The sequence below is a fragment of the Paenibacillus sp. sptzw28 genome, assembly GCF_019550795.1.
Lineage (GTDB): Bacteria > Bacillota > Bacilli > Paenibacillales > Paenibacillaceae > Paenibacillus_Z.
Genome location: NZ_CP080545.1, coordinates 5,986,760 through 6,011,679, shown reverse-complemented (window position 1 = coordinate 6,011,679; position 24,920 = coordinate 5,986,760). Strand labels below are relative to the sequence as shown.

Annotated in this window: 22 protein-coding genes; 16 read left to right on the top strand and 6 right to left on the bottom strand. The window is 50.9% G+C overall.

The window, feature by feature from the left end:
• The first annotated feature begins 11 nt into the window (after positions 1 to 11).
• Positions 12 to 1,022 (top strand): hypothetical protein, encoded by a 1,011-nt coding sequence (locus KZ483_RS27890; protein WP_220350729.1) that lies wholly within the window; start codon positions 12 to 14, stop codon positions 1,020 to 1,022.
• A gap of 251 nt (positions 1,023 to 1,273) precedes the next feature.
• Positions 1,274 to 1,726, top strand: a complete 453-nt coding sequence (locus KZ483_RS27885; RefSeq protein ID WP_220350728.1) for a DUF1801 domain-containing protein — start codon at positions 1,274 to 1,276, stop codon at positions 1,724 to 1,726.
• Between the two features lie 54 nt (positions 1,727 to 1,780).
• Here the strand turns inward: KZ483_RS27885 and KZ483_RS27880 are convergent, their stop codons facing one another.
• Both KZ483_RS27880 and KZ483_RS27875 read right to left on the bottom strand, forming a co-directional pair.
• Positions 1,781 to 2,083, bottom strand: coding sequence for a putative quinol monooxygenase (locus KZ483_RS27880; RefSeq protein ID WP_220350727.1), 303 nt, complete (start codon positions 2,081 to 2,083; stop codon positions 1,781 to 1,783).
• A 289-nt stretch (positions 2,084 to 2,372) separates the two neighbouring features.
• Positions 2,373 to 3,197, bottom strand: coding sequence for an Hsp33 family molecular chaperone HslO (locus tag KZ483_RS27875; protein WP_220350726.1), 825 nt, complete (start codon positions 3,195 to 3,197; stop codon positions 2,373 to 2,375).
• Between the two features lie 117 nt (positions 3,198 to 3,314).
• On the opposite strand from KZ483_RS27875, the gene KZ483_RS27870 reads away from it, so the two are divergent.
• Entirely contained in the window at positions 3,315 to 4,049 is a 735-nt protein-coding gene (locus KZ483_RS27870) for a MerR family transcriptional regulator (RefSeq protein WP_220350725.1), read from the top strand.
• Between the two features lie 91 nt (positions 4,050 to 4,140).
• On the opposite strand, the gene KZ483_RS27865 is transcribed toward KZ483_RS27870, so the two are convergent.
• Positions 4,141 to 4,884, bottom strand: a complete 744-nt coding sequence (locus tag KZ483_RS27865) for an MBL fold metallo-hydrolase (protein ID WP_220350724.1) — start codon at positions 4,882 to 4,884, stop codon at positions 4,141 to 4,143.
• A 114-nt stretch (positions 4,885 to 4,998) separates the two neighbouring features.
• On the opposite strand from KZ483_RS27865, the gene KZ483_RS27860 reads away from it, so the two are divergent.
• The 3 genes from KZ483_RS27860 to KZ483_RS27850 all read left to right on the top strand — a co-directional run bounded on the left by KZ483_RS27860 (position 4,999) and on the right by KZ483_RS27850 (position 13,215).
• Positions 4,999 to 5,874 carry a LysR family transcriptional regulator gene (locus KZ483_RS27860; RefSeq protein ID WP_220350723.1) on the top strand — a complete coding sequence of 292 codons (876 nt, stop codon included), beginning with the start codon at positions 4,999 to 5,001 and terminating at the stop codon, positions 5,872 to 5,874.
• A 350-nt stretch (positions 5,875 to 6,224) separates the two neighbouring features.
• Positions 6,225 to 12,455, top strand: coding sequence for a rhamnogalacturonan lyase family protein (locus KZ483_RS28975; protein WP_309568620.1), 6,231 nt, complete (start codon positions 6,225 to 6,227; stop codon positions 12,453 to 12,455).
• 238 nt (positions 12,456 to 12,693) lie between these two features.
• Positions 12,694 to 13,215 (top strand): PepSY-associated TM helix domain-containing protein, encoded by a 522-nt coding sequence (locus tag KZ483_RS27850; protein WP_220350722.1) that lies wholly within the window; start codon positions 12,694 to 12,696, stop codon positions 13,213 to 13,215.
• A gap of 107 nt (positions 13,216 to 13,322) precedes the next feature.
• On the opposite strand, the gene KZ483_RS27845 is transcribed toward KZ483_RS27850, so the two are convergent.
• Positions 13,323 to 13,727 (bottom strand): DUF1761 domain-containing protein, encoded by a 405-nt coding sequence (locus KZ483_RS27845; RefSeq protein ID WP_220350721.1) that lies wholly within the window; start codon positions 13,725 to 13,727, stop codon positions 13,323 to 13,325.
• 262 nt (positions 13,728 to 13,989) lie between these two features.
• Here KZ483_RS27845 and pdaA point away from each other — a divergent pair, with 262 nt between their 5' ends.
• The 7 genes from pdaA to KZ483_RS27810 all read left to right on the top strand — a co-directional run bounded on the left by pdaA (position 13,990) and on the right by KZ483_RS27810 (position 21,060).
• Positions 13,990 to 14,739, top strand: a complete 750-nt coding sequence (pdaA, locus tag KZ483_RS27840) for a delta-lactam-biosynthetic de-N-acetylase (RefSeq protein WP_258881794.1) — start codon at positions 13,990 to 13,992, stop codon at positions 14,737 to 14,739.
• A 124-nt stretch (positions 14,740 to 14,863) separates the two neighbouring features.
• Positions 14,864 to 15,439, top strand: coding sequence for a xanthine phosphoribosyltransferase (locus KZ483_RS27835; protein ID WP_220350720.1), 576 nt, complete (start codon positions 14,864 to 14,866; stop codon positions 15,437 to 15,439).
• A gap of 254 nt (positions 15,440 to 15,693) precedes the next feature.
• Positions 15,694 to 16,746, top strand: coding sequence for a LacI family DNA-binding transcriptional regulator (locus tag KZ483_RS27830; protein ID WP_220350719.1), 1,053 nt, complete (start codon positions 15,694 to 15,696; stop codon positions 16,744 to 16,746).
• On the top strand, positions 16,743 to 18,428 hold the full coding sequence (locus KZ483_RS27825; protein WP_220350718.1) for an extracellular solute-binding protein: 1,686 nt from the start codon (positions 16,743 to 16,745) through the stop codon (positions 18,426 to 18,428). Before KZ483_RS27830 ends, KZ483_RS27825 begins: the two co-directional genes overlap by 4 nt.
• 17 nt (positions 18,429 to 18,445) lie before the next feature.
• Positions 18,446 to 19,336, top strand: a complete 891-nt coding sequence (locus tag KZ483_RS27820; RefSeq protein ID WP_220350717.1) for an ABC transporter permease — start codon at positions 18,446 to 18,448, stop codon at positions 19,334 to 19,336.
• A 17-nt stretch (positions 19,337 to 19,353) separates the two neighbouring features.
• The gene (locus tag KZ483_RS27815; protein WP_220353736.1) at positions 19,354 to 20,238 is read left to right on the top strand and encodes a carbohydrate ABC transporter permease; all 885 of its coding nucleotides are present in this window, start codon (positions 19,354 to 19,356) and stop codon (positions 20,236 to 20,238) included.
• A 24-nt stretch (positions 20,239 to 20,262) separates the two neighbouring features.
• Positions 20,263 to 21,060 (top strand): endonuclease/exonuclease/phosphatase family protein, encoded by a 798-nt coding sequence (locus KZ483_RS27810; protein ID WP_220350716.1) that lies wholly within the window; start codon positions 20,263 to 20,265, stop codon positions 21,058 to 21,060.
• A gap of 71 nt (positions 21,061 to 21,131) precedes the next feature.
• Here KZ483_RS27810 and KZ483_RS27805 read toward each other — a convergent pair whose 3' ends face one another.
• Together KZ483_RS27805 and KZ483_RS27800 are read right to left on the bottom strand one after the other, a co-directional pair.
• On the bottom strand, positions 21,132 to 21,293 hold the full coding sequence (locus KZ483_RS27805) for a hypothetical protein (RefSeq protein WP_220350715.1): 162 nt from the start codon (positions 21,291 to 21,293) through the stop codon (positions 21,132 to 21,134).
• 179 nt (positions 21,294 to 21,472) lie between these two features.
• Positions 21,473 to 21,745 (bottom strand): hypothetical protein, encoded by a 273-nt coding sequence (locus KZ483_RS27800; RefSeq protein WP_220350714.1) that lies wholly within the window; start codon positions 21,743 to 21,745, stop codon positions 21,473 to 21,475.
• Between the two features lie 199 nt (positions 21,746 to 21,944).
• On the opposite strand from KZ483_RS27800, the gene KZ483_RS27795 reads away from it, so the two are divergent.
• From KZ483_RS27795 to KZ483_RS27785, 3 genes are all read left to right on the top strand, one after another.
• Entirely contained in the window at positions 21,945 to 22,343 is a 399-nt protein-coding gene (locus tag KZ483_RS27795; RefSeq protein WP_309568685.1) for a DUF4395 domain-containing protein, read from the top strand.
• A gap of 149 nt (positions 22,344 to 22,492) precedes the next feature.
• Positions 22,493 to 23,689 (top strand): MFS transporter, encoded by a 1,197-nt coding sequence (locus KZ483_RS27790; protein ID WP_220350712.1) that lies wholly within the window; start codon positions 22,493 to 22,495, stop codon positions 23,687 to 23,689.
• Between the two features lie 146 nt (positions 23,690 to 23,835).
• Positions 23,836 to 24,870 (top strand): Delta(5) desaturase DesA, encoded by a 1,035-nt coding sequence (locus KZ483_RS27785; protein WP_220350711.1) that lies wholly within the window; start codon positions 23,836 to 23,838, stop codon positions 24,868 to 24,870.
• Positions 24,871 to 24,920: the final 50 nt, after the last annotated feature.

Genomic DNA, 24,920 nt, shown 5'->3' with positions numbered 1-24,920 from the left:
GGATCCTAGGAATGACGGATATCGGTCCTTTCATCGAATGTGTAAGAGGCACTCTCGCTGCCCACCAAAGCAGCCAGTCCGGCGGCGTGTACTCCCGTTTTCTGCACAATGCGAACAAGGCGGCAGAACCGCCGGATGTATACGGAACTGCCGACGCGGTGAATATTTTGTACACACTGGGCGATCTGCCGGTTGATTCCGGTGAGAAGGAGACACTGAAGGCGGCGCTTCAGGGATTTCAGGACCCGGAAACGGGAATGTTCTATGGGCTTCATCACCACGAGCTGCATAGTGCGGCATTTGCGATATCGGCATTGGAGCTTCTTGACGCCAAACCGGTTTACGCGCTTAGGAAAATAGAAGCCTTTCGCGAGAAAGAGAATTTGATCGCTCTGCTGGACCAGCTGGACTGGGTGAATGAGCCGTGGGGAGACTCGCAGAAGGGTTCAGGCATTTACGCCTGTATGGTATTATCCGGCTTAGTGTCCCGGGAATGGGAAGAGTGGTATTATGACTGGTTATGGGACGAAGCGGATCCGCTGACGGGTTTATGGAGAAAAGGCTGCGTGCCGACCGCCTCATCGCAGCTGAAGGGCGCTCCGCTGTTTCATCATATTGCAGGCAGCTTTCACTATCTGTTCAACCTGGCTTACCGGAATAAACCGATCCGTTATCCCGAGACGATACTCGATACCTGCATAGGATTGTACCGTGATGGCGGCTGGAATCACAGCGGCGAAGCGCTCTCATTCATGGAAATCGATTGGGTGTATACGCTAAGCAGCTGTATGAAGCAGACGGCCCACCGGTATGAGGAAGGGCTTGAGGTTATCCGGGAAACGGCCGCACCGTTTATCCGTTATATCTCGAGGCTGGGCGAAGAATCGGCGGAGCCGTTTGAAGATCTGCATACACTGTGCGGCGCGATAAGCGGATTGGCGGTTATCCAGCAGACGCTGCCGGAGCTCGTCCGGACCGGGAAGCCGCTGCAGCTTGTACTGGACCGGAGACCTTTTATATAACTCCGTGAATATTCACTGTCAGTGAACGGAAGGAAGCGGCTGTCGCAGGGTTAACCGGCGGCGGCCGTTTTTGGTTTGAAGGCTTGTCCGTGATTTTATTCTTTTAGCACAACAATCAATAGGCCCGCAGCTTCTCGAACTATCGGAAGATATGCTGCAGTATGATGTAAATAAGAGCAAACCAGGAGAAATTTCATTTATAAAGAGGTGTGTACTTAATATAACTGTATTTAAGGGGAAGAATATTCATCATGGCTGCAAATGAGAAGACGCCGGAAACTTCCGGCAAGAAATCAACGAAGTCCGGTCGTCAACAAGTATTGGAATTTCTAAATGATCTGGAGCATCCCTTGAAGGAAGAAATCGAGGAAGTTCGAAAAATCATTTTAAGCGCGAATGATTCCATTACTGAACATATTAAGTGGAATGCGCCGAGCTTCTGTTTCAATAATGAAGATCGTATAACCTTCAATTTACAAGGAAAAGGATTTTTTCGTCTTGTTTTTCATTGTGGAGCCAAGGTTAAAGATCATGCAATGAATAAACCTTTGTTTGAAGACACTTCAGGTTTGCTGGGTTGGGTAACCGCCGACAGAGCGATTATAAAATTAACGGATAGGCTTGACGTAGAGTCTAAGAGAGCAAAGCTTACCGAAGTTGTAACGGAATGGATAAAATTCACGGACACTAAGAAAGTTGTGTAAAAAAAGGAGCTTCTCCAAAGTGAGAGCAGCCCCTTCTATTGCCCTTATTTAACTTCAGATCCCTTTGCCCCCGACCGGACGCACCTTTATCGGCTCCACGCCTGCAATTAACGGTCTGCAGCGCTGAATCAATTGCAATACATTCTCATTTTTAAGGGATTCGGCATGCGCTTCTGCATCTGACCATAGCTCCGTCACCCATATGACATCCGGATCGTCTTCCGATACATTGATGATATACAATTCGCAGCCTTCCATAGAATCCAACTGATCGGCCGCCTCCAGCATCATTTTTACAAGAGCATCTCTCTGGCCTGGGTGAGCTGTTAATTTTCCATACATTGCGAATTTGTTCATATCCACCATCCTTTGTTGTTTTATTGGCGAGTTGCCGGTCTCATCGATTTCTTAACCACTTGAATCGTCTCCTGATCAAAGTGTACACAATTATTACTGACATATACAGTCAGCAATTTTTCAACAATCACTTGATATATTCTGCAATTAAAAGCAGTTAAGTTCCTTAAATTGTTAAACACCTTATTTTCACAAACCTAGCTTGTGTTAAAATATATGGGATATTAACAGCGGGAACCGATCAGAGACCGGATCGCTAATATAGCTCTCCGGTCTCCGCCCGCTACTATCACTGTATTCCGGATATGCCTGCAATTTCATCCGGTTGAAACTGATAGCTCTTCCCGCAGACATGGCAGACGATTTCGATCGACCGGCCTTCTGCGTACGCATCCGTTAGCTCTCTCTTGTCCAAGGCACGCAGCATTGGAGTAAGCATGTCCTTGGAGCAGCCGCAGAACAATCGAACGGGCTCCTTGCCCACGGCTTGCATGTCTTCGAAATTCGAGAATAGCAAATCGTGTTTGATACGGTCAATGAGCTCGATGGGTCCCCCCGGAAGCAGTTGAGCCATGACGCCGCGGCTTCGAACGATACTTCCCGAATGATCCATTTCGATAGATAAAGAAAAGAAGGTGGGCGTTTGCTCGCTTTGCTGAAAATAATACGACAGGTCGTCGACGATATTTCCATATGGCATATCGGTGATACCGGTAAACGTGCCGCCCATACCGATATCCTTCGTAATTTGCAAGCTTCCTCTAGGGCCTATCATTTTCTCGAGCGAGATATGTCGCAGATACTCCTGAGGCGCGTTCAATAATTCATCGCTGATATACCCGCGCACATTGCCCCAAGAATCGGCATCCGCGAAGATTTTGTAATCCGGGTGGCTTGTTTTTATTTTCAAACTGACTCGTTGATTGTCCTTCAAAATTCCGGTTAGCAGGCTCGCAGCAGAGACGGTCCTGCTCAATGCGACTCTCAGCACCGGGTACATTGGACGAGGACGCAGATTGCATGCCGTCCTGACGAGTTCCGTATTTTCAGCAAATAAAAGCCGGGCCTGACTACGATAAGCCAGGGCTTTGACCAAATAATTTTCTTCGTACATGATCTTCCTTTCCTGCTTTCTTTATAAATTTGTGTGTTTCCCGGGATGGAATTCAGTATAACTCCTGACGTAACGTCAGGTTCAACACTTAATAACGCCTTCGGAGGAGAAAACATCATGAGCGGTTGTTGGAAGGTGGGGGAGCTCGCCAAACGTACGGGTACAACAGTTCGAACGCTCCATCACTATGACCGGATTGGATTGTTATCCCCATCCCGGATGACCGAATCCGGGCATCGTTTGTATACGGATGCCGACGTAGTGAAGCTCCATCACATATTGTCGCTGAAGCAATTGGGCTTTGCTCTAGAGGAAATCAAAGCGATGATTCATAGCCCTTCTTTCTGTCCGGAGGAGATATTGAAGCTGCAGCTTTCGCGCTTGAACGAGCAAATCGGCATACTGGTGGAACTGAAAGATCGTACACAGAACATACTTGATTGGCTGCACTCGGGTCAGCCGATATCCGGCGAACAGTTTATGCTCGTGATGCAAATGATAAGAATGATGCAAAGCCCCCATTTTTCGAAGGGACTTGCTGATGAGCTGGAAAGGCGGAGCAAACGGACCGGGCTTAAGAAGCTGGAGGAGATCAATGCGGAAGGACAGATTCTGATAGCCGAATTTCGCAGCTGTCTAACTGGGGGAAAGCCGCCGGATGATCCGGATGTTGCCGAGTTGGCAAGACGCTGGAAGGCGCAAATGGATGCTTACGCCCCAGCGGATGCAGCCTTTGTTCAGGCGGCAGAGCGTTATTACGGCGAGAATCCGGAAGACGCGGCTGCCCATGGTATGGACAGTAACCTTTACACTTATATCAAGACGGCCGTATCTTTGATTGAAGAACGTTAAGGAGATTAGAGAAAAGTGCCCACAGCGCAATAATAGACCTGCAGTCATCTGCTTCAGGTCTATTATCAGATTTGCGAAAGGAGAGAAAGGACTAGCTATTTATTAAATCCAAGACCCTTTGATTAACATTATCCTTAAGAATACCGCCATGATAACAAATCAAGTTGTCAATATCGTAAGCTAAGAACTTTTTCAATGACTCTCTAGCCAAAGCATCATCTGTACAGTTGTATGACTCCACCAAACGTCCATTTTCAATCATTAATGCATCTCCTGCAATGAGAGTCTTACTTTGATTATGGTAAAGACTGATATGTCCCGGCGTATGACCTGGGGTACTAATCACCGTGAAACCACCGAACATAGGAAGCTCTTCTTCGTCACCAATAATTCGATCTACATTAGCTTTTGGAGGATTTTCAAAAAAATCAAGGATAGCCTTGCGTCTGTCTTCAGGTAATTGAGGAGGGATCGAAGAACTGATTTCATTTATGAATTCGGGTGTTATTTTAAGCTGTTTTTGACTTCCCTCGATAAAAGGCTTCTCTTCTGCGGCAGCCAGAACCTCGACCTTATGCGTGAATGCATTCAAAATCTCCGGTAAACCTCCAATATGGTCCAAATCTTGATGGGTAATGATAATTTTACTGAGCTTTTCAAAGGGGATGCCTAATCTTGTCATAGCTTCTTTCAAAACCGGCAGTTGGCCTGGGATCCCTGCGTCTATTAAGACCGCTCCATCCTTATCCCAGATGAGTGTAGGGTGATACAATTCAGGTCTTCCTCTAAAATTAGTTTCTATTTCTATCGTTTCGACGCCCATTGCTGCTTTCATGTTAATCATCTCCTTTTCTTATATGAAGTCAGTTTATCGTTGATAACTCATAACGTCTAATTTATTATAATAATCATAACCATGATTTAAATTTATGGATGGGGCGATAATAGCGTGGAACTTACACAACTGGACTATTTTCTGACCGTAGCCCGGCTGCAGCATGTGACGAAGGCATCTGAAGAGCTTGCGATTACACAACCGGCTTTGAGTCATTCGATCTCCAAGCTGGAGGATGAACTAGGTGTTCCGTTATTTGAAAGAAGCGGCCGAAATATTATCCTGACTCGCTATGGGCAAATGTTTACGGAATCTGTTAAAAGGGCTCTATATGAGCTTAATATGGGCAAACAGTCACTTGAAGAATGGTCCAATCCGGAGTCGGGTTGTGTCGTTATCGCTTATTTAAATATACTTGGCGCTGAGCTCATACCGAAACTCATCCGCGGTTTTCATCTTGACAACCCGAAAATCCGTTTTCAATTAATACAAGGAAATCACACCTTGATCAGCGGGCAAATGGAAGAGGGTCTTTGCGATCTAATGATCTCATCCGCCAGGCTGGAGTCCGATGCGTATGATTGGATACCATTGAGGACCGTTCCATTATTTGCGGTAGTCCCGGGTACGCATCGTTTGGCGCAGCAGGAGGAGATCAGCCTAATGGAATTGCAAGACGAGCCCTTCATTGAAGTGAAATATCACTGTGGACTGAAAACGTCGCTCGAGACATGTTTTAATAAGGCTGGTTTCATTCCAACCACCGCTTACGAAGCGGAAGATTTGATGACCGTAGCCGGCTTTGTAGCTGCCGGGCTCGGAATATCGTTGCTGCCCAAGACTAATGGTTTGCTGCTGGAGGGCTTGAAATGGCTGCCAATCAAAGATGAAGGCAGCTTTTGTGAAATCGGACTTATACTAAAGCGGGGGCGCTACCTGTCACCGGCGGTAAATCGGTTTTTAAATTATGTGCAGGCGACCATCAAATAAAGCTCACCTCCGGCTTGCCCGGTCTTTATAACTTCGGGAGAACGAGAGTGAAGGAGCTGCTTCGTGCAGCTCCTTTTTATTATGGTTTGAAAGCTTAAGCCGAAGCCCAATTTCGATCATCTCCTCCAACTCGGATTTTTAAACAAACATCTCGGTATTTTACCTGTAAAAGAAAGAGAGATAAGGGTATTATCTGGTTTGAAAGCGCTTTAAAACGGGCGAAAAATGATCCCTTCCTGAAAGGAGAGGAGGAGCCTTATTTAAATCCGCCGCTTCGGCTGTCTGTCCGTAGTTAATGGGCAACAAAGGCATCTACTAATTGTTATGAGAGAGTGAGGTCTATCCGTAATATGCAAAAAAAAACCAAACGATCGTTATCGATCATGCTCGCCATTCTGATGTTGTGCTTGTCCGTTTTTCCACCCGGGGCGCTTGGGCTTGTACGGGCGGATGCAGAGCCGCTAACGCTTAATTTCGATTTCGGCACAAAGACAAGCCCGGTACTGCAAGGTTATAAAGGTGTGAACGAGGAGCTGTTGTATACGCCGCAGCTGGGCTACGGCCTTGATGTGAAGGTCGCTTCCCGTTACCGGACGGGGACGACGTACGACGACATGAACGCCGATTTTATATTAGGGCTTGCCTACACATTCATGGTGGATATTCCAAATGGAGAATATGACGTAACGGTTTATTCCGGGGATATACTTGCCGGTACGTCCAGCACGAGGACGAACGTAACGATCGAGGGCGAAGCGAAAGGATCGATCAGCAGCCGCCAGGCTGTGACGAGCGCAACATACCGCACCGTGGTAAGCGACGGTCAGATGACGCTCGCATTCAGCGGAAGCGGAGTCGGCGGCTATCTCAACGGCCTTAATATCCGGCAAGTGGTGCACGTTCCTCCGTCCTCTCCGGCCGGCTTGTCGGTAACGGGGGTGACGGCCAGCGATGTCACCCTTCAGTGGAACACCGTTACGGATGCGGTATATTATAACCTGTACCGCTCGCCTTCGCGCATAGATTCATACGGTAAAATCGCAACGGTTACGGGAACGGTATATACCGATTCGAGCGTCACAACGGGCAGCAGCTACGGGTACAAGGTATCCGCGGTCAATGCAGGAGGCTTGGAATCTGCCCTCAGCGAAGCGGTAACTGCCGAAGTGAACGCCCCGGCGACTCCGCCGGCAGCGCCGACGCAAGTCGCGGTTACCAAGGTTGAAAGCCAGGCGGTCAGCCTGCAGTGGGCGGCATCGCCGGGTGCAGCGGGTTATGCCGTATTGCGCTCCGGCACGCAGGACGGTATTTATAACGAGATCGGCCGTACCGAGACAGCACTATATACGGATACGACGGCGGATACGTCGGTTCCTCAGTATTATCAGGTGCGTGCGTATAACGACTTCGGTATGTCCGAACCGTCGAATGTGGCGGCAAGCTCTGTCTATTATGCAGCGGATCCGCTTCCGGAGGGTCCTGCGTACAAGCTTGACTTCGGTCCCGGCGCAGTAGCCGACGGCTATATCCGTGTAGCCTCTACAACAGCCTATTCGCCCGAATTGAAATACGGCTTTGCCGATCCTTCCAAGGTCGGCTCGGTCGACCGCAATACTGGCGATCCGCTGAAGAGCGATTTCAGTGTGCCGGCCGACACTTATTTTATGGTGGATCTGCCGATCGGCGATTATAACATAGCGATCATAGCCGGCGACGAGAATGCCGCGACAGATATCGCAATCACAGCTGAAACGATACAGAAAGTGAATCCGACAACGAAAGCGGCCGGCGAATATTTGGAAATGTCCTTCGACATCGCATTGGTCGACGGCCAATTGAGGCTTGATTTCGCGGGCAGCGCTCCCAAGATCAACGCGATCGTCATTACTAAGCTGCCGGAGCGCCAGTCTGGCGAAATGCCGACTGTCTATATCGCCGGCGACTCCACGGTGCAGACGTATGATGAGTATTGGCGCCCGCAAGCCGGGTGGGGGCAGATGATTCCGCGGTATTTCTCCTCGGATGTTGCGTTCAGCAACCAATCGATAGGCGGAAGAAGCTCCAAATCGTTCATTGTCCAGGGACGGCTGGATACGATTCTGCGAGCGATCAAGCCGGGAGACTATTTCCTCGTCCAGTTCGGCCATAACGACGCGACGATCAGCGTCCCGGAACGATACGCATCCGTTCCGGATTATAAGAATTATTTGAAAACTTACGTTATCGGCGCCCGTCAGCGCGGAGCGACTCCGATACTGGTGACGCCGATGGGACGCCGCGACTTTAACGCGGATACCGGCAAATTTAACGTCAGCTTCGCGGACTATGTGGCCGGGATGAAGGAAGTCGCCGCAGAGCTGGATGTGGCGCTCGTCGATCTTAGCGCGCTCAGCGTAGCTTATTACGATTCGATCGGCCCGGCTGCGACCCAAGCCGTGTTCCTGTACGTCGAACCGGGTATATATCAGGCGTTCCCGAACGGCGTTCAGGACAATACGCATTTCCAGGAGTATGGCGCGATTCAAATCGCCCGCCTGCTGTCCGGAGGAATCAAGAATCTGGGACTTCCGATTTCCGCTTCGGTCCTGGATATCGAGCCTCCTTCGCAAGTACCGGCCAAACCCGCAGGACTTACAGCGAGCAGCATCAGCAACGCCACGGCCGTGCTGAAGTGGAACGCTGTGGAAGGAGCGGAGATCTACCGGATATACCGGAAGCTGTCAACGGATGCCGATTATGCATTGATCGGTACGGCAACCGTCCCGACTTCCAGCATCGGCGGTATGCTGGACGGCAAGGAGTATAACGTCCGCGTGTCGGCGGTCAACGGCCGCGGCGAATCCGAGCTCTCGGATGAGCTCCTGATCAAGACGAAGGAAGCGTCAATGAAATATGATTTCGGGCTTCCGACAAGTCCTGTCGCTGAAGGCTATACGGCCGTTACGACAAAAACGCTTTATTCGCCGGAGCTTGGATACGGTCTCACCTCGCTTGATGGGATGGCCGGCCGCGACCGAGCCATCGGTAATGATCTGCAGAGGGATTTTATATTGCGCGGCGGCGGCTTTGAATTTAAAGTCGATCTTCCGAACGGGATTTACTCGGTGAAGACAATTATCGGCGAAATGCTGTCGACAGGGTCTGCCAGGACGGCTGTTGTCATCGAGGGCAAAGACTACGGAATTGTCAGCTCAGGCAGAGGCTCGACAGTCGAGAAGGTCTTCAATCCGATAGAGGTGAAGGACGGGCAGCTGAATTTCAACTTCGGCAATAGCAGCGCGAGCGTCAATTCGATTGTCAACGGGCTCGAAATCACGGCAATTCTTCAGGCGCCGTCCAATTTGAAGCTTGACGGTATCACGCTCGATCCGGAGCATCCCTCGGCTCAGATTTCCTGGACGCCGGTAGAGGAAGCGGCGGTGTACCGGATTTATCGGCAGGTAGAAGGCGCAGGCAGCGCGGAGCTGCTCGGCAGCGTGCCGGAAGCGGCTTACATTGATACAACTGCCGATATCGGCTTGGATTATACGTATACGGTATCAAGTGTCGATAATGCGGGACTTGAATCTGTTATGTCGCTCCCGCTCGTAGTATCCATGACGGATCCGTCGCAGCCGGTCCCTTCAGTGCCGATTAATCTCACTCTGACGTCTATTGGCAAGAACGAAGTGACGTTTGCCTGGGATGCCGTGCCTGAAGCAGGACTGTATAACATTTACCGGGCGAAGAAAGCCGGAGGTCCTTTCCAGCTGATCGGCAAATCGCGGGAGACGTCCTTCTCCGACACTTCTGTGCTGACGACGATTCCGTTCTACTACAAGGTGGCGGCAGTCGGGCTCGGAGGCGTATCCGGGCAGTCGGAAAGTCTCGTAACCGAAGCCGTTACCGTCTTGAAAAGACAGATGGAATATATCGACCGCGCCTTAGTGGCGGTGAAGTCGGATGCGGGCGTTTATGTCGGGTGGAGGATGCTGGGGCTCGATCCTGACGGCATTGCATTCAACATCTACAGGGATGGAACGAAGCTGAACAGCCAGCCGATTACGGGAAGCACCAATTTTGTAGACACATCGGGAGAGGCTCAGTCCAAATACCGGCTCTATAAGGTGTATAACGGTATTGAGCAGCCGGTATCCCGTGAGGTTTCAGTGTGGCAGAACAATTACCTGGCAGTACCGCTTCAGAAGCCGGCCGACGACCTGACTAAAGACGGTCAGCCATATACCTATTCCGCGGGAGACGCGAGCGTTGGGGATCTGGATGGGGACGGCACTTACGAAATCGTGATGCTCTGGTCGCCATCGATCTCCAAGGATAATTCGCAGGCGGGGTACACGGGAATCGTTTATATGGATGCCTATAAAATGGACGGCACGAAGTTGTGGAGAATCAACCTCGGTCGGAATATTCGGGCAGGCGCTCACTATACGCAGTTTATGGTCTATGACCTGGACGGCGACGGCAAGGCTGAGGTCGCTTTCAAGACGGCCGACGGCACCGTTGACGGAATCGGCAATGTTATCGGCAAAGCCGATGCAGATCACCGAAACAGCTCCGGTTATATTTTGCAAGGCCCTGAATATTTGACGATATTCGAAGGGGCGACAGGCAGGGCGCTGGCGACGACCGATTACGATCCGCCACGCGGCGACGTAGCCGCATGGGGAGACGGTTACGGCAACCGGGTTGACCGGTTCCTGGCTGGAATCGCGTATCTCGACGGTGAACGTCCAAGCCTGATTATGTCGCGCGGCTACTATACGAGAACCGTGCTGGCCGCCTACAACTGGCGCGACGGCCAACTGACCAAGGTATGGCGTTTCGATACGAACGACAGTGGTCAATCAGGTTACACCGGGCAAGGGAACCACGCCCTGAATGTCGGCGATGTGGACGGTGACGGCAAGGATGAGATCAATTTCGGCGCGATGACGATCGATGACGACGGGACGGGACTCTATACGACAGGGCTCGGCCATGGAGACGCGCAGCATTTCGGCGATCTGGATCCGACAAGGCCAGGTCTGGAGGTGTTCGGTGTCCATGAGAATACGAACTCTCCATACGGACTGGAAGTGCATGACGCGGAAACCGGCGAAATTCTTTGGGGCGTTTATACGGGAAAGGACACCGGACGCGGCATGTCGGCGGATATTGATCCGCAGTATCCGGGAGAAGAGGTATGGTCGGCCACGATTACGAACGAGCAGCACATCCCGATCACCGGACTGTACAGCATAAAGGGCGATCTGATCAGCCAAACGATTCCATCGTCGACGAACTTCGGCATTTGGTGGGACGGCGACCTGCTGCGGGAGCTGCTCGATTCCAACCGGGTCGACAAATGGGATTACGAGAATCAGACGACGAACAACCTGTTTACGGCAGCGGGCAGCACCTCAAATAACGGAACGAAATCGACACCGGCCATTCAGGCCGACCTGTTCGGCGATTGGCGCGAAGAAGTGATGTGGAAGGCGTCTGACAGCTCCGAGCTGCGCATCTACACGACGACGGCGCCAACCGATTACCGGATCAGGACTCTGATGCATGACCCGAACTACCGCTTGTCGGCAGCCTGGCAGAACGTCGGCTATAATCAACCGCCTCATCCGGGCTTCCATCTCGGAGCGGGCATGACGGCTCCGGCTGCGCCGAGCATCTACTATGTGAATGAGCCTATACTACCGGTATCGGCGATTCAAGTAACGGCGGCGGACAATCTGACCGGTATTACAATCGGAGATACGCTGCAGATGCACGCGGCCGTTCAGCCTGAGGAAGCTAATGAACAATCAGTGACATGGTCCGTAGTGAGTCCGGATGGAACGGCGACGAATATCGCCACCATTGATTCCGGCGGTTTACTCCACGCGGTGGCAGCGGGCGATGTGAAGGTAGTGGCTTCAGCCAATGACGGATCCGGAGTCAAGGGAGAGAAGACCATCCGGATCATTTCACCGGTGACCGTTACGAACGGCAGGATTATTGTGGAGACATTGCCAATCAGCGGGGCAGAGGTCGCTGCAATTACGGCGCAAGCTCTGGAACAAGCGATTAAAACCGTCGTTGATCAAACGGTTACGATTCAAGTGGTTGCAGGCGGTCAAGGCGATAACGTCAAAGTTGCCGTTCCTGCGGCACCGTTCCGGACAACGGCGGGAGCAATGATCGACAAGTTAATTGTGGATACCGGCCAGGCGATTGTGAGTTTCTCGAAGGAATCGCTCGAAGGCAAGGTCGGACCGAACACGGAAATGCTTGAGCTTACCGTTTCATTGGTTGACGGCTCAGCGTTCCCTGCAGATGTGGAGCAAGAGATTGGCGGCAGCAAGGTCTATGACATCGGCCTCCGTATAGACGGGAATGATGTGAACAGCCTAACCGTCGACAAAGCGGTACAGGTGAAAATCCCTTATACGTTGGAACAGGGAGAAGAAACGAGTACAATCATCGTGTACCGCTTGGATGATACGGGAATGAGGACGATACGCGGAGCGAGATACGATAAGCAAAGCGGCACCATCGTCTTTATGACTGGCAGCTTCGGCATTTTCGCAGCGGCGATTGATAAGAAGTAATCAGTTAATTGGGACAGGAAGCGAATGTGTGTTAGCATTCGCCTCCTGTTTTTTTGAAAATACTATACTCTTCTTATATCATTCCCTTTGAGCGGTTGGTGCGCAGCATAATCCATTTCTGCCGGGGGGGGCGTAGCGAACGCTCAGCAAGCTTTCAGTTGGCTTTCATATAGACTTCATCTGCAGCTTCTACAGTAATGGAGAATCAATGAATCTATGCTTTGGAGGCTGTATTCATATGAAAACGACAAGGAAGCTTCATTTATGGATTGGTATAATATCATCGCTGTTTATTCTCATTCAAGCGATAACCGGTCTCCTGCTATCGGAGCCATGGTTGATCGGCGGCGAGACGCGGGACGGCGTTCCCCAGGTGGGAATCAGTCAAGGAGCGACGAGTTCGGCTGTCCAGCCCGGTACCGGCACTTCCGCCGATAGATCCGGCGGTACGCTTGCCCCGAGTGCCAGTGCCGACTCGAATGCTGCCGCGCAGCAGCAAGGTAATGCAAGGCCCTCCTTTAACGGCGAAGGCGGAATAGGAGGGCCGGACCAGAAAAGCAGCGGCCTGTTGGGCTTTGTCAAAGGACTGCATGAAGGAATGATCGCCGGCGGCAGCTACAAAATTTACGTTGATTTAACGGCCATCAGCTTGATTTTTCTGACCTCGACCGGAATTTTCTTGTCCATCCGCGTACTTAGAGCGCAGAGTAAACAGCGCCGAAAATCAAAAACTGCACAGACTGTTCCATCTGCGTCCTGACCGGACGTTAATAGCGTAAATCTTTATATTCGGACGAAAACACCCCGATACTCGCTAAAAGAGGTACGGGGTGTTCATTTTTGCAGGTGACTTGGATGAGGTCAGCTTTACATAGCGCCGATGATCAAACCCGCTAACAGATACGATACCAAGTGGTAGCCGATTGTGATGAGGTATAGCTGTATTCCTTTACCCTCGAACAAGTAGTTCATCCCGATTTTCACGGAAACGCTGATGCCGATCAGTAAGCCAACCGTCAATCCCGCCGTCATTGTCTTTTCGTCCGCGAGCGTCAGCAGCAGCGCTAGAATAAATGCGCCGGCCAGTGCGGTCAACGCCGTAAGAATGTACGTCACCGGACCTCCTCCGGACATTTCCTCCATCTTCTTGCCCTGCAGCTTGACCCATGCATTGCCGAACAGTACCGGCGAATACCACAAGAAACCAAGTACCATCGTGACAACCGTTGCGGCAAGAACCGCTAAAACATTTACTTCTGTAAAATCAATCATTTCGAGAGCCCCCTATTTGTTCTAATCTAAGTTGAAGTCTATCACACCATCCGTTAATCACAAGACAAGTAATCAGACCAAGCGCTTTCAAAACCTTTACGAATACGTGCACCCGGTCAACCGCCAAGCCAGCTCACATAATTTTCCGGTTAATGTGAAATAGTACTTCTGTGGCAGAAGTATATCGCGCAAACAACCAGACAAATAAACACCTATCGAGGCGGTGAATGAGATCAGGAAACAGATTAATTGGATCGCAGCCTTGTGTGCAGCCTTACTTTTCTGTGTATCTGCGCATGCAGCGGCAGCAGGCGGCACGTTCCATTTTGGATTCAAGAAAAGCGTTGGCGGAAAGCTTCCTTCCATCGGCCAGGAGGGGTTCAAGGACATTCTTCAAAGGCATGGCGCCATCTTTCTGGGGGATACGACGAAGAAAGAGCTTTACCTTACCTTCGACAACGGGTACGAGAACGGATTTACCGCTAAGGTGCTCGATGTTCTGAAGGAGAAGAAGGTGCCGGCGATATTCTTCGTAACCGGCCATTATGTCAAGGACCAACCGGAGCTGGTTAAACGCATGGCGGCGGAGGGACATTTGATCGGCAACCATTCGTGGAGCCACCCCGATATGAGCGGGATCTCGAGCGGCCAGATCGGCAATGAATTGGTGAAGGTGAAAGACGGCGTCACTCAGCTAACCGGCCGGCAGGATATGCAGTATCTGCGTCCGCCGCGCGGCATCTTCAGCGACCGGGTGCTCGCGGTAAGCAAGGAGCAGGGTTATACAAGCGTGTTCTGGTCTGTCGCTTATAAAGACTGGGATACGAAAGCCCAGAGAGGGTGGAAGCACGCCTACGACAGCGTCATGTCGCAGCTACATCCGGGCGCGGTCATCCTGCTGCATTCCGTATCCAGAGACAATGCGGAAGCGCTCGGCAAAATCATCGACGATGCGCGGGTGCAGGGATACGAGTTCAAAAATCTCGACCAGCTTGCGGTCAAAAACTATTAACCAAAAGGCATCCGCGAGGGTGCCTTTTTGTATGATACGAAAGCATCTCCCGGCTTGGGTTAGTATGTGGTATATTTGGTGCAAATGAGCAGTAACCTCATAATCCGAAAGGGCGATTAACGGCATGAAATTATTAGAACATAAAATCATCAGTGAAGGCCTTGTTCTGAGCGACCAGGTGCTGAAGGTCGATTCGTTTCTGAATCACATGGTCGATCCCGAGTTGATGCTTGCCGTCGGCCAAGCATTTGCCGAGCGGTTCGCAGGCAGCCGTGTCGACAAGGTGCTTACCCTGGAATCCTCCGGCATCGCCCCGGCGATCATGACGGCGCTCACATTGAAAGTGCCGCTTCTGTTCGCGCGGAAGCACAAGTCGCTGACGCTGAAGGACGACATCTATGTAGAAACCGTGTACTCCTTCACGAAGCAGCAGCACAATGAAGTAACGATCTCCCGCAAATTTCTCTCCCCGGGAGAAAATGTGCTCATCATCGATGATTTCCTCGCCCATGGCGAAGCGGCGTTCGGTATGGCGCGAATCGTGGAATCGGCCGGAGCGTCAATAGCCGGTATTGGTATCGTCATCGAAAAGTCGTTTCAGAGCGGAGCCGGCAGGTTGAGGGAAGCGGGCTACCGCGTCGAATCGTTGGCCCGGATCGCTTCACTGACTGACGGCAGGGTTACATTCGTTTCCGAATAATGCGTCCGGCACTGTATAGGGCACGTTCCACCATCATGGAATGTGCCTTTTTTCTATGCTGCGAAAGGGAGGTATACCGGTAATGCCCGGATCATATTCATCATTAAACCGGTTTCATTACTTTCTGGGGAAACGTGCTTTATTTTTCATCGGCATTAACGAAAACTCAAAACGGGCATGACTGCCGGTTAATAAAACCGGTTTAATATAAAACTTGTACATAATGTAACTTTTAGCAGGAGGTGGGGGAATAATTGGCAACGATCGACGATGTAGCCAGAACGGCCGGCGTTTCGAAGAGCACCGTATCGAGTGTGTTCAGCCAGAAGCGTCCGATCAGCAGAGAGGTATCCGAACGCGTTCTGGCTGCCGCCCGGAAGCTGAATTATAAACCGAATTACTGGGCGAGAAGTCTTGCGAACAAAACTACCCGCATCATTGGACTGAATATGCCGGGGGAACAGGTCAAGTTTAGTCTGTTTCATCTGTCGCTTATGAACGGCGTCTTAAGCGAGTGCAGCCCGAGCGGCTACCGGCTGCTCGTCAATGCGCTGCCCCATTCCTATTTGAACGAGGTACCGAACCTGGCTTCGGAGCCTGTGGACGGAGATATTTTACTGGACCCGAAGGAAGGGGACAACCGCATTGCCGAACGGATCCGGCAGAACCTCCCTTTGGTAGTCGTCGGCAGGCCGCCGGACGATTTCGAATCGAAAGTATCGTACGTCGACAACGATAACGTCGCGAACGGCCGGAAGGTGACGGAATACCTGCTTCTACTTGGGCACAAGCGGATATTATTCCTCAATGCTTCTCAGGGCAAAACCGTATCATCGGACCGGGGCTACGGATACCGCCGCGCGCTCGAAGCTGCCGGTGTGCCGTTCGACCCGCAGCTTCTTACCTATAAAGATCCGGAAGCGACTTCGTCCGCATTCGGGTACTCCGCCTCCAAGGAAATGCTGGAAAAGCATCCGGACATAACGGCAATCATCACCGATACCGACAAAATGGCGCTTGGCGTCTACAGGGCTGCCGCAGAGCTGGGAATTGCAATCCCGGATCAGCTGTCGGTTGCCGCCTTCAGCGACGATTCGGTATTCGCTCCCGAATTTAAGCCGCCGCTTACAGGAGTGAAGCTGTTCAGTGAGGACCTGGGCCGTGAAGCGGCGAAGCTGCTCATCGAGCAGTGTTCATCGGAGCATCGCACAGTGAAAAGAATACTGATTCCGACGGAACTGGTGGAACGGGGCTCGTGCGCAGGGGCGCCACGGGAAATAACAATTCACAGGAGGGATGAAGGATGAACAAATGGACAACACGGATTATGGCCGCGTCGCTGACGGCGCTGGCGGTTCTCACATCGGCATGCGGAGACGGCAATCAGGGCGCGGGTAATAACGGAAATAAACAACCGGCTCCGGTTGTAAACGATTCGGGAACCAAAACGGAAACGGAAACGATCGACCCGTTCAGGATGCCGGAGCCGATTGAGATCACGACGTTCAAGAGCGTAAGCGCCGGTGCCAAGCTGAATGCCGGCGACACAGTGGAAGACAACCAATACACCAGATATATGAAGGACAAATCGAATATCAGCTTCAAAATTTTATGGCATGCCTCGGGTCCGGATTACGATCAAAAATCAAAACTCGCCATTGCCAGCGGAGACTTGCCGGATATGCTGCTTGTCGACGAGCCGACGTTCCTGTCTCTCGCCGAAGCGGATCAAATTGAAGATCTAAGCGGCGTATATGAGAAGTACGCGTCACCTCTGACGCAAGAGCTGTACGCCTCAACGAACAATAAGGCGCTGGACAAAGCCACCTACCAAGGGAAGCTGATGGCGATTCCGAACATCAGCGTTCAGGCGGATGCCGCCAGTCTGCTGTGGGTACGCAAGGACTGGATGGATAAGCTCGGGCTGAAGCCGCCCGCTTCAGTCGATGATATAGCGACGATCGCGAAGGCTTTCGTCCAAGGGGACCCCGACGGCAACGGAAAACCGGATACGATCGGGTTAACCGGTTCCGATAGCGCATTGTCCGCACCCGGAAAGGCCGGCCACCACAATTATAAAGGGCTGTTCATGGCATACAATGCATACCCTTCAAATTGGATCAAGGACGGCTCGGGCAATATCGTCTACGGCTCTATCCTGCCCGAAACGAAGGAAGCTCTTGGTAAGCTGTCGGAATTATACGCTGCTGGCCTTATCGATAAGGAATTCGCTTTGCGCAAAGATCTCAATCAACCGGTTATCGGCGGTCAAGCGGGCATGTTCTTCGGACCATGGTGGTCGGCAGGATTATTGGCCGATACGATGACCAACGATCCGAAAGCCGACTTCGAGCCCTATCTGATACCGGACGCCAAGGGCGAATACAACAACCTGATGGTGCCGGTGAGCAACCGTTTCATCGTCGTTAAGAAGGGGATGAAGTATCCCGAGGCGGCTGTCATTTACGCTAATACATTCATTGCCGCCCAGCGCAAAACCGACCCGGATGCATTGAAACTGGACTTTACCGTGAGCTCCGAATACTGGCCGATCGGCAACGCCACATATGATTATGCGGACGCTGTGGAGAGAAAATCCGATTTGCTAAGCAAAGCGTTGAGCGGTGAGATCAAGCCCGAAGCGCTGAACCCGGAGATGAAAGACATGTACGATAAAGCGGTCGCCGACAAAGCGAATCCAAAGGCTGACCTGAAGCTCTGGCGCGGATACTACGGATATACGAAACCGGCCGAGCTGCTGAAGCAGCCCATGAACAGAGCTTACAGCGAATTTACGGCAACAACCAAAACGATGGAACGGAAGTGGGAGAATCTGCAGAAGCTTGAGAAGGAAACCTTTTTGAAAATCATCATGGGCGAGGAGCCGCTCGATTCCTTTGACCAGTTCGTCACTGATTGGAAAGCGCAGGGCGGCGACGAGATTACGAAGGAAGTGCAGGAGGAAGTCGGCAAATTACAAGGAAAGTAAACAGGAGAACCCACAATATGAACATGAAATCGTACCGCAAGCATTATCATCTGATGCTGCTGCCGGGCGTCATCCTGCTTATTATTTTTCATGTCATACCGATGTTCGGCATCGTGATCGCCTTTCAGGATTTTAAAATCGGCAGAGGAATATGGAACTCCGAGTGGATCGGTCTGGAAAATTTCACGTACCTGTTCGAAATCCGCGACAGCGGAACCATATTCTTTAACACCGTGTTCATCGCATTATGTAAAATCGCAGCACACCTCATCGTTCCGCTCGTCTTCGCCCTGATGCTGAATGAAGTCCGGGTCATGGCAGTGAAAAGATGGGTGCAGACCGTCGTCTATTTGCCGCACTTCATATCGTGGGTCATCCTGGCAGGCATCGTCATCGACATGCTATCGCTGAACGGGGTTATCAATCAGACGCTCAAATCGCTCGGAACCCAGCCGATCATGTTTCTCGCAAGCAACACATGGTTTCCCGCGATCGTGGTGGGCAGTGATATTTGGAAAGAGTTCGGTTTTGCCGCGATCGTTTACTTGGCCGCGCTTGCCGGAATTAATCCGGCCCTGTATGAAGCGGCCGAAATGGACGGGGCCCGCCGGTTCCAGCAGCTGCTCTACATTACGCTGCCGGGACTCGCAACGACGGTCGTCCTGCTCGCGACATTAAGCATCGGCAACATATTGAATGCCGGCTTCGATCAAATCTTCAATCTGTACAATCCGCTTGTCTACGATTCCGGAGATATTATCGATACCTTCGTATACCGGGTCGGTCTTGTTCAAGCGCAGTATGGACTAGCGACGGCCGTCAGTCTGCTCAAGTCCGCGATCGGTTTTGTCCTGATCGTGATCTCATACCGGCTTGCCTACAGATATGCAAACTACAGGATTTTTTGAGAAAGCGGGTGAACTTGTTGGTCCGGAATCGATCGCTCACCGCCCGTTTGTCCGAAATGCTGCTGCTCGCAGTGATGCTTATCATCTCACTCCTTTCGCTCGGTCCCGTGCTGCATACCCTCGCAGTATCGTTCAGCGATAACGCAGCTGCGGCCGGAGGCTTCGTCAAGCTTTGGCCCAAAGGGTTCACCTTGGAATCGTATAAAAAAATTATGGAGGAGCCGCATTTCATTAATTCGTTCTTCGTTTCCGTGAAACGCGTTCTGATCGGCGGTGCCTTCAACTTCGCCTTGACCATCCTTATGGCGTACCCTCTTTCGAGAAGCGGCAGGGAATTTCCGCTTCGCAACGTATACATGTGGTTTATACTGTTTACGATGCTGTTCAGCGGGGGAATTATCCCTTTATACTTAACCGTCAGGACGCTCGACATGTTCAACACGATATGGGCGCTTGTGCTTCCGGGTGCGGTACCGGTGTTTAACGTGATTCTGCTGATGAACTTTTTCCGGAATATGCCCAAGGAATTGAGCGATGCGGGATATATCGACGGGGCGGGCCCTTGGTACATGATGACCAAGGTGTTCGTCCCCCTGTCGCTGCCTGCGCTTGCGACTGTGACGCTGTTCAGCATTGTCGGCCACTGGAACAGCTTCTTCGACGGTCTGATCTTCATGCGCAGCGTGGAGAACTATCCACTGCAAACCTATATCCAGCAGCTTGTCGTGCAGATCAATCTGCAGGAGCTGGATTCCACGCAGGCGGAACTGCTGCAGAAGGTATCGGAGAAGACGCTGAACGCTGCGAAAATTATCGTTTCCATGGTGCCGATCCTGGCGGTATATCCGTTTCTGCAAAAGTATTTCATTCATGGAATCATGCTCGGATCCGTAAAAGAGTAACGATCGGGGGACGGTGGAAGATTGATGGATATGACCGTGATGACGTTCAATCTGCGTTATATAACGCCTAATGACGGGGACAATTATTGGCCGAACCGGATTCGCCGGGCCGCGGCCATTATCAAGGAGCACAGCCCTCTCGTAATCGGTACCCAGGAGGGCTATCATTCGATGCTGCTTGATCTGGAGCCGCATCTAAGCGACTACGGCTGGGTCGGTGAGGGCCGTTTCGGCGAACATGAGAACGAGCATTGTGCGATTTTTTACAATAAACGGGAGCTGGAGATCGCCGGGCACGGGCAGTTCTGGCTCTCGGAAACGCCGGATGTCATCGCTTCGAAAAGCTGGGACAGCTGGTTCCCGCGCATATGCACGTGGGCGCGTTTCGCGAGGCGCGATACTGGCGCTGTATTTTATGTGTACAACACTCATTTCGATCACCACAGCCAGGCGGCGCGGGATGAAAGCAGCAGAGTCATTCTGGAGCGAATCCACCGTGAGCGCAAGCAGAAGGACGTTCCGGTGATCTTGATGGGTGATTTCAACAGCGCGCCCGGGGATTTCCCGATTCGCTTACTGCGGGGGGACGCAGGAACCAGCGACGAAGCGGATACCGGGTTGATCGACGCTTATTCCATTATGGCGGGGGATCCCGGTCTGACCGCGCACAGCTTTGGTGGCGGCGAGGAGGGTGAGCCGATCGATTATATTTTCGCAACGCCGGAATTTCGGTTCACGGACGTTCTCATCGACCGCCGCGAAATAGAAGGAGGCTTCCCGTCGGATCATTACCCGGTGGTAGCGAAGCTTACAATGATATGATTGAATGTATGATTAAGAAGATCGCCTGTTGCCGGCCATTCGCCAGGTAATTGGCGAAAATTGGCGATTTATTATTTTAACCGCAGATAAATAAACACCAGCATCCAAAAAATACACCCTAACATAATATGTATTCCGCTTTCGGGAATTTCGTTTCCATTCCCGCTCAGCAGTATACCGGAGAAGAAACCAAGCACAATACTCACTATAATTTCCAACAATTTAACCTTCAAAGCTGAAACCCTCCTAAAGCCTTTGTCACTTTATTTCAATGTATTAATAAACTCACCCAACTCCTTGCTTTCAATCAAGAATTGCGAATCGGGGTCTAAATGGCTGACGCCTGTTTCAAATGTTTCTCCGCCCCAGAAGCTAAAATGATGAATACTTCCGTCTTTGAATAGCAAATTGATTACCCCTTTAGGAGTAGGTCCACGTCCAATTCGATTACTTGCTTTATATCTTGCTTCAGCCAGTAAATTTCATTTCCTTTCTCGTTATCAGAGAAAGTTGTCCCTGTCCCCTCATAGCTTATCTCCAAGATGTTATCCGTTTTCAAAGCATTTTTATATTGATTCCAAAGACGCTTATCTTTTTGGTTATCACTATTCCAGTACATAAAGGCTGCAACGAAGGAGATAGATAAGGTAAATAGAATCGTGATTATTAATTTGAGCTTTTTCAATACAAGCAGTCCTTTCAGTTATATATATACAAGCTTATCACAATCATCAAAATAAAATTAAAGGCAATATTTTCTCTTGAAATAGATCATATCCGCTATATTGAAAGTTTATTGGGTAATCCCTAACTTGAATAAAACATTCGAATCGGTTAAGTTGGAATTAAGACGAAACTAAAGGGAGGCGGACGGTTTGAAAGAGGTGCCGATGCCTTACGTCAAGGCTAATCAAGCCGGAATCGTTTTGTTCGTTATTGCGGCGTTTATTTTGGGACAGCCGTGGATTATTGCCGCGCTGTGGGTTATCCAAACGCTAGGACAGCTGCTCGGGAGCAGATTTAATTTGTTCGTGCGGATCGCTAAACCATTCCTTCACGTGGAAGGCCGTGAAACACAGTCAGCTGAGCTGCAGCGGTTCAATAATACGCTCGCTGTCCTGTTCTTGACGCTCTCGCTTATCTCCTTTGCACTTGGCTGGATCGTTGCCGCATACGTGTTCGCGGCTTTGCTGCTGGTTGCAGCCGGCGCCGCGTTATTGGGCTATTGCATCGGATGCACCATCTACTACCAGTATAAGAAAGCGCTTGCCTCAAAGCGGTAGAACCGGCCTTAGTGCAGCATTGAAGGCAGGTTCTTGGGGGAATCAATTTAACAGGCTCTATGGTCCACCTGGACACCCTCGCCGGTGTCTTATTTTTTTGCGTCCGTAATAGCCAATATAAGCTATAATGTATGCTGGAGGTGAAGCCGGTGAATTCGCAGCTTGGGACGGCCAATTACCGAATTCCGCTATTCTGCATCGTTACGCTTATATTCTGGTTTTCCATGTATACATGTGTTCCGATATTGACCGCATACGTGAAGGACCTCGGTGCCTCCAACAAAATGGCCGGACTGATCGTCGGGATGTACGGGCTTAGCCAAATGCTTCTCAGGATTCCGGTTGGCGTCGTATCGGATCGTATCCATAAGAGAAAAATGTTCATCGTGCTCGGGTTGATCTTTTCCGTTGTGGCGGGTATCGGCATTCTGCTGACCGACCATCTCACCTGGATTTTGTTCCTTCGCATTATTGCAGGCGCGGCAGCGGCGACATGGGTGGACTTTACGATTCTGTTCGCCAGCTATTATGCGAAGCACGAGACAACCCGCGCTATGGGTAATATAACCGTATTCAATTCGCTGGGACAGATGTTCGGGATCCTGTGCGGCGGATGGTTCGCGGATCAATACGGATGGGAGTCGGCGTTTCTTATAGGCGCGGCCGTCGGACTCGCCGGAACGTTCGCAGCGTTCTTCGTGGTCGAGAAATTTGAAGAAAACGAGCAGGCGATAACGCTTAACGGCATTAAGGAAGTAGCCGGGGACCGTATTCTGATGACGGTATCGTTCCTGGCGATCATCCTGCAGATTCTAACCTTTGCGACGGTCTTCGGATTTACGCCGGTATATGCCCAGTCGCTCGGCGCAACCAAGCTCGATATGGGTCTGCTGACCTTCTTCTCGACACTGCCTATCGCTCTCGCGTCCTGGCTGGGAGGGAAATACGCATCCCAATGGCTGGGCGAACGAAATGTCATTGTGCTCGGGTTTATCCTAACCGGAGTGTTTACCGTCGTTATTCCGTTCACCGGCTCGTTATGGATGCTAATTGTTACACAGGCTCTCGCCGGATTTGGCCGGGGCTTCACGATGCCTGTCCTGATGTCCCTCAGCATCAAGCATATGGAAACCGGCAGACGCGCGACGGCAATGGGTTTTTATCAGGCCATCTATGGGTTAGGAATGTTTATTGGCCCATTGTTTATGGGACTCGCAGGGGACTTACTCACCTTGAAGGAAGGGTTTGTGCTGGTCGGGATGCTTGGATGCATCACTGCACTGCTCAGCCATGTACTGCTCTACCGGGTGATGACTCCGTCAACCGCGGTGAACAGCAGCATGTAGGAAGCTGGACACTGCTTCAGCGCTAAATTGGACTTTATTTGCGGGTTTCCAGAACTTACCTGCAACTATCTCTCATCTGAAACGTATTACTGGGGTTGGTCCGAAAATGTTCCGATAAGATATTAAGAGAGGAAGATCTATACAATATGTCTCATGCGGAGCAAAACGGATGGCGTAAAGACATCGCACCTTATGAAAAACCGCGAGCGAAAAACAGTATCTGGCAGATCATTAATACCGTGATTCCCTTCCTGCTGATCTGGTACGCCGCGTATCTGACTTTATCGATTTCTTATTGGCTGACGCTTCCGCTGGCTGTCGTGGCCGGTGGGTTTCTAATACGGATATTTATTATTTTTCATGACTGCTGCCATAAATCCTTCTTTAAAAATCGGATAGCTAATGAGATTGTTGGGACGATTACCGGCATATTGACCTGTGTCCCTTACCGTCAGTGGCGTTACAGCCATTCGGTTCATCACGCGACGAGCGGCAATCTGGATAAACGGGGGACCGGGGATATTTGGACGCTCACCGTGGAAGAATATTTATCGTCATCCTGGCTGCGGAGGCTGACTTACCGGCTGTACCGCAATCCGCTGGTAATGTTCGGCATCGGCCCGATCTATGTGTTTCTTATCGATTACAGGTTTAACCGGAAGCGTGCCGACTCGAAGGAAAGAATCAACACATATATCACCAACTTCGGGATAGCCGCTATTGCAGGTCTGCTTTGCTGGATTATAGGCTGGCAGGCGTTTCTCCTCATTCAGGGACCGATCTTTTTAATTTCCGGTGCGGCCGGTATATGGCTCTTTTACGTTCAGCATCAGTTCGAAGAGACTTATTACGAAGAGGAAGACAATTGGGATTATGTAAAAGCGGCGCTTCAGGGCAGCTCGTTCTACAAACTGCCGAGGATCCTGCATTGGATCACCGGCAATATCGGCTTTCATCATATTCACCACTTGAGCCCGCGGGTGCCTAATTATTATCTTGAAACGGTGCATAACAGCAGTGCGCGTCTGCGGGATGTTCCGACCATCACCTTCTTATCGAGTCTGCGCTCGCTCCGTTTCCGCTTCTGGAGCCAGCAGAGCGGTAAGTTCATCGGATTCAAGGAATTAAATCGGCGCAAGTTAAAGGTTAACAATAGAGCGCCAAAGGCAGCAGGGGAATAAACCTGGCTGCCTGTTTTTTTGATATAATAAGAAATGCCGTTAACACAGGA

What these genes read in the sequence shown, in the direction of transcription:
- KZ483_RS27890 (WP_220350729.1), top strand. Translation starts at nt 12, where the DNA reads ATGACGGATATCGGTCCTTTCATCGAATGTGTAAGAGGCACTCTCGCT.
- KZ483_RS27885 (WP_220350728.1), top strand. Translation starts at nt 1,274, where the DNA reads ATGGCTGCAAATGAGAAGACGCCGGAAACTTCCGGCAAGAAATCAACG.
- KZ483_RS27880 (WP_220350727.1), bottom strand. Translation starts at nt 2,083, where the DNA reads ATGAACAAATTCGCAATGTATGGAAAATTAACAGCTCACCCAGGCCAG.
- KZ483_RS27875 (WP_220350726.1), bottom strand. Translation starts at nt 3,197, where the DNA reads ATGTACGAAGAAAATTATTTGGTCAAAGCCCTGGCTTATCGTAGTCAG.
- KZ483_RS27870 (WP_220350725.1), top strand. Translation starts at nt 3,315, where the DNA reads ATGAGCGGTTGTTGGAAGGTGGGGGAGCTCGCCAAACGTACGGGTACA.
- KZ483_RS27865 (WP_220350724.1), bottom strand. Translation starts at nt 4,884, where the DNA reads ATGAAAGCAGCAATGGGCGTCGAAACGATAGAAATAGAAACTAATTTT.
- KZ483_RS28975 (WP_309568620.1), top strand. Translation starts at nt 6,225, where the DNA reads ATGCAAAAAAAAACCAAACGATCGTTATCGATCATGCTCGCCATTCTG.
- KZ483_RS27850 (WP_220350722.1), top strand. Translation starts at nt 12,694, where the DNA reads ATGAAAACGACAAGGAAGCTTCATTTATGGATTGGTATAATATCATCG.
- KZ483_RS27845 (WP_220350721.1), bottom strand. Translation starts at nt 13,727, where the DNA reads ATGATTGATTTTACAGAAGTAAATGTTTTAGCGGTTCTTGCCGCAACG.
- KZ483_RS27835 (WP_220350720.1), top strand. Translation starts at nt 14,864, where the DNA reads ATGAAATTATTAGAACATAAAATCATCAGTGAAGGCCTTGTTCTGAGC.
- KZ483_RS27825 (WP_220350718.1), top strand. Translation starts at nt 16,743, where the DNA reads ATGAACAAATGGACAACACGGATTATGGCCGCGTCGCTGACGGCGCTG.
- KZ483_RS27820 (WP_220350717.1), top strand. Translation starts at nt 18,446, where the DNA reads ATGAACATGAAATCGTACCGCAAGCATTATCATCTGATGCTGCTGCCG.
- KZ483_RS27810 (WP_220350716.1), top strand. Translation starts at nt 20,263, where the DNA reads ATGGATATGACCGTGATGACGTTCAATCTGCGTTATATAACGCCTAAT.
- KZ483_RS27785 (WP_220350711.1), top strand. Translation starts at nt 23,836, where the DNA reads ATGTCTCATGCGGAGCAAAACGGATGGCGTAAAGACATCGCACCTTAT.